This window comes from Sphingomonas sp., assembly GCF_036387535.1.
Taxonomy (GTDB): Bacteria; Pseudomonadota; Alphaproteobacteria; order Sphingomonadales; family Sphingomonadaceae; genus Sphingomonas_R.
In genome coordinates, this window is record NZ_DASVTO010000013.1 from 1 (window position 1) to 2,622 (window position 2,622).

Below are 2,622 nucleotides of genomic sequence, written 5' to 3' on the forward strand. Positions count from 1 at the left end.
CCGTGCGCGCGGAGCGCTGCCGCCAGCGCGCGCATCTGCGTCGACTTGCCGACTCCCTCCCCGCCTTCCAGCGTCAGGAAACGGCCAGGCCGATCCGTCACGCGATCCCGAGCAACCAGCGGAAACCCGCCATCATCCGGCCGAAGAAGCCCGCTTCGCCCACCGCCGCGCCGGCGACCAGCGGCAGTTTCTGCGGCGCCATGTCCGGTCCGGTCACGACCAGATCGGCAACGTGCTGTCCCGCCGCGATCGGCGCGGTCAGCGGGCCATTATAGACCACGCGCGTCTTCAGATCGGCGCCCAGCCCCGCCGGAACGGTCACCGCCAGGTCCTGCGGCGCGACCAGCGTCACGGTACGGGCATCGCCGCCCTGCACCTCCGCATCCTGAACATGCCTGCCTTTGGTGACCAATGGCTTCGACGACCACGCGCCGAATCCCCAGTTCATGAAGGCGACCGACTGTTCCTGGCGCTGACCGGCGGAGGTCAGCCCGGCGATCACCATCACCAGCCGGCGATTGCCCTGCTTGGCGGATCCGGTGAAGCCGTAGCCCGCTTCCTCGGTATGGCCGGTCTTCAACCCGTCCGCACCCTCGACCCGGCCGAGCAGCGGATCGCGATTCTGCTGGGTGATGTCGGCCCCGCTGCCCAGCGTCTTGCCCCAGGTGAAGGACGTGCGGCTATAGAATTTCTTGTAGAGGTCGGGATGCCTGGCAATCGTGGCTTCGGCCAGCGTGGCGAGATCCTTCGCAGTGACGAAGGTCCGCCCCGCGTCGGGCCAGCCATTGGAGGTACCGAACTGCGAATTGCGCATGCCCAGCTCGGCCGCGCGCCGGTTCATCAGCGCCACGAACGCCGGTTCGGTCCCCGAAATCGCTTCCGCCAGCACGACGCACGCGTCGTTGCCCGACAGGGTGACGATTCCGTTCAACAGATTTTCGACGCTGACCTGCTCGTTCGGCGACAGGAACATGGTCGATCCCGCCTCCGGCCCGTGCCACCGCCGCCAGGTTTCCGGCCGCACCGTGACCATCCGGTCGAGCTTCAACTCACCCTTCTGGATCAGGTCGAACGCGACATAGACGGTCATCATCTTCGCCATCGACGCAGGCGGCATCCGCCGGTCGGCGTCCTTGGCATAGAGGATCGCGCCCGACGACAGATCCTTCATGAAGGCGACGGGTGCGGGCGTATCGAACGGCGGCGCCGCCGCCTGGACGGCGGTGCCGAGCATCAGGATCGCGGGAAAAAAGCGCTTCATCGTACAGCTTCCGTGACTATGGGTACAGGATCCGATCGGACCAGCCGGGCATCCTGATAGCCGGAGGCCCGGACCCGCGCCAGCGCCGGTTGCGCCTGGCCATCATCCAGGGGACCGATCCGGACCTGGATATATCCGCCCACCGGTATCGTCGTGCCACCCAGGCTTTGCGCCAGTGCAGCGGCGCGCGCCGGATCGGAAAAGGTCGCGACCTGAACGAACCAGCCGCCGGTCATGACCGGATCGGCCGGCGCGAGCGTCGGCCGTGCGAATCGCGCAAGCAGGCGGCGGCGCTCCGTCCCATCCATGGCCGTTCGCGGCGCGGCGGGGCGGCCCGCGCGCAATGCGGCGCGGTCGGCATCCGATGGAAACACCCGCCGCACCTGCACCGGCGCCGTGCCGTCGCGCTCGACGCCCAGTTCGCGGGCGGCGCCGCGTGACAGGTCGATGATGCGGTCGCCCGCAAAGGGGCCACGATCGTTGACACGCACCAGGATCGTGCGCCCGGTCCTGAGCGCGGTGACCTCGACATAGGCAGGCAGCGGCAGCGTACGGTGCGCGGCGCTGATCCCCTCCGGCCGGAACCGCTCGCCATTCGCGGTCTGCCGCCCCGATTCGGATCCGTACCAGGACGCCATGCCGACCGCGGAATAGCTGCGGTCGTCGGCGGGGACATGGCGCCGCCCGCGTACCTGATAGGGCGGACCGATCCGCACCGGCAGGTCCGCCACCGGGCGGTATCCGGCATGCGATCCCCCCGGCCGGTCGCGCCCGCCGCATGCCGCCAGCAGCAGCAGCGCGAGCGCCGCCGTCAGCCGGATCGGACTAATCCCGGACCGCATCGGCCAGCAATCCCACCGACAGGGCATAGAAGTTGGAACAGTTATAATCGAGGATCGACCGGTAGTTGGTGGTCAGCAGATAGGCGGTCGCGCCCGGCCCGTCGGGTTCGATCAGGCTGGCCTGCTCCGCATCGCCAGGCACCCCCGATCCCAGAAACTGGATGCCCAGTCGCCGCCATTCACCGATCGTCAGCCAGCGGCTGTGCCGGTCATAGACTCGCGGACAGCGCGGTGCCGTCAACCGGGATTTCAGCGCCGCACGATCGATGGTCGCCGGCACGCGCACCGCCACGCCCCACGGCACGTCGCGCTTCCACCCGGCAATCTCCAGATAATGACCGATCGAGGCGAGCGCGTCGGGCTCGCTGTTCCAGATGTCGACCCGTCCGTCGCCATCGCCATCCACCGCCAGCCGCAGATACATGCTCGGCAGGAATTGCGGATAGCCGGTCGCCCCCGCCCAGCTGCCCTTCAGCGTCGACCGCGGGATACCGCGGTCCAGCAGGACCAGCGTCGCGA

The 2,622-nt window shown here is 68.7% G+C and carries 3 protein-coding genes and 1 pseudogene; all 4 read right to left on the reverse strand.

Annotated features, from left to right (window positions below; genetic code table 11):
- Positions 1-101: pseudogene (locus tag VF649_RS01615) on the reverse strand (thymidylate kinase); the annotation flags it as partial.
- A complete protein-coding gene (locus VF649_RS01620; protein ID WP_331010211.1) occupies positions 98-1,261 on the reverse strand; it encodes a D-alanyl-D-alanine carboxypeptidase family protein in 1,164 nt (387 codons plus the stop codon). The pseudogene VF649_RS01615 and the gene VF649_RS01620, both read right to left, overlap by 4 nt.
- Positions 1,258-2,103, reverse strand: a complete 846-nt coding sequence (locus VF649_RS01625; protein WP_331010212.1) for a septal ring lytic transglycosylase RlpA family protein — start codon at positions 2,101-2,103, stop codon at positions 1,258-1,260. The genes VF649_RS01620 and VF649_RS01625 overlap by 4 nt, the downstream gene beginning before the upstream one ends.
- Positions 2,087-2,622: lytic murein transglycosylase (locus VF649_RS01630; RefSeq protein WP_331010213.1), on the reverse strand; the 536-nt coding region annotated here is incomplete at its 5' end. The genes VF649_RS01630 and VF649_RS01625, both read right to left, overlap by 17 nt.

Coding starts and splice junctions, on each gene's coding strand:
- VF649_RS01620 (WP_331010211.1), bottom strand. CDS start 1,261: ATGAAGCGCTTTTTTCCCGCGATCCTGATGCTCGGCACCGCCGTCCAG.
- VF649_RS01625 (WP_331010212.1), bottom strand. CDS start 2,103: ATGCGGTCCGGGATTAGTCCGATCCGGCTGACGGCGGCGCTCGCGCTG.